Origin of the sequence: Clostridioides sp. ZZV15-6598 (assembly GCF_020657705.1) — a bacterium.
Lineage (GTDB): Bacteria > Bacillota > Clostridia > Peptostreptococcales > Peptostreptococcaceae > Clostridioides > Clostridioides difficile_F.
In genome coordinates this window covers 1-511 of sequence record NZ_JAGWCS010000316.1, presented here as the reverse complement: position 1 = coordinate 511, position 511 = coordinate 1, and the positions used below count along the sequence as shown (strand labels likewise).

Genomic DNA, 511 nt, shown 5'->3' with positions numbered 1-511 from the left:
GAAAAAATGAAACTTCACACTTACCTTTTTTCTTAAATTTAGGATAAAAAGATTCTTTTTTAAAGAATTTCTTAAATAATTCTCCTAAATCTTTAAGTGCCTGTTGTGGTATTTCTGATGATATTTCTTTTAACCAGCTAAATTCACTATTATTTCTTAATCTTGTAAATTCTTTTCTTAATTCACCTATTTGTAAAAATTTATTATTTTCTTCATAGTATTTATTAAGAAAAGCTAATCCCCAGTTATAAGAGAATCTTGAAGTACCAGCACTTTTAAACATTAATTCTTCTTGTCTTTTAGTGGGATATAATCTAACTTTAATTGATTTAATCATATTTCTCACCTCTTCTAAATTTATTGTACCATAGTGATATTACATTATATATATATTGAAATTTTAGTACAATTATTTTGAGGTGAATAAAATAATCTATTTAATTTAGCATTTGACGAATTATAAAGTATTTATATTAATTTATAGAGTTTATATCTTTTTACCTACAATCGC

Annotated in this window: 1 protein-coding gene; it reads right to left on the bottom strand. The window is 22.5% G+C overall.

The window, feature by feature from the left end:
• Nucleotides 1-337: helix-turn-helix domain-containing protein (locus tag KGF50_RS21815; RefSeq protein WP_227849988.1), on the bottom strand; the 337-nt coding region annotated here is incomplete at its 3' end.
• Nucleotides 338-511 lie beyond the last annotated feature (174 nt).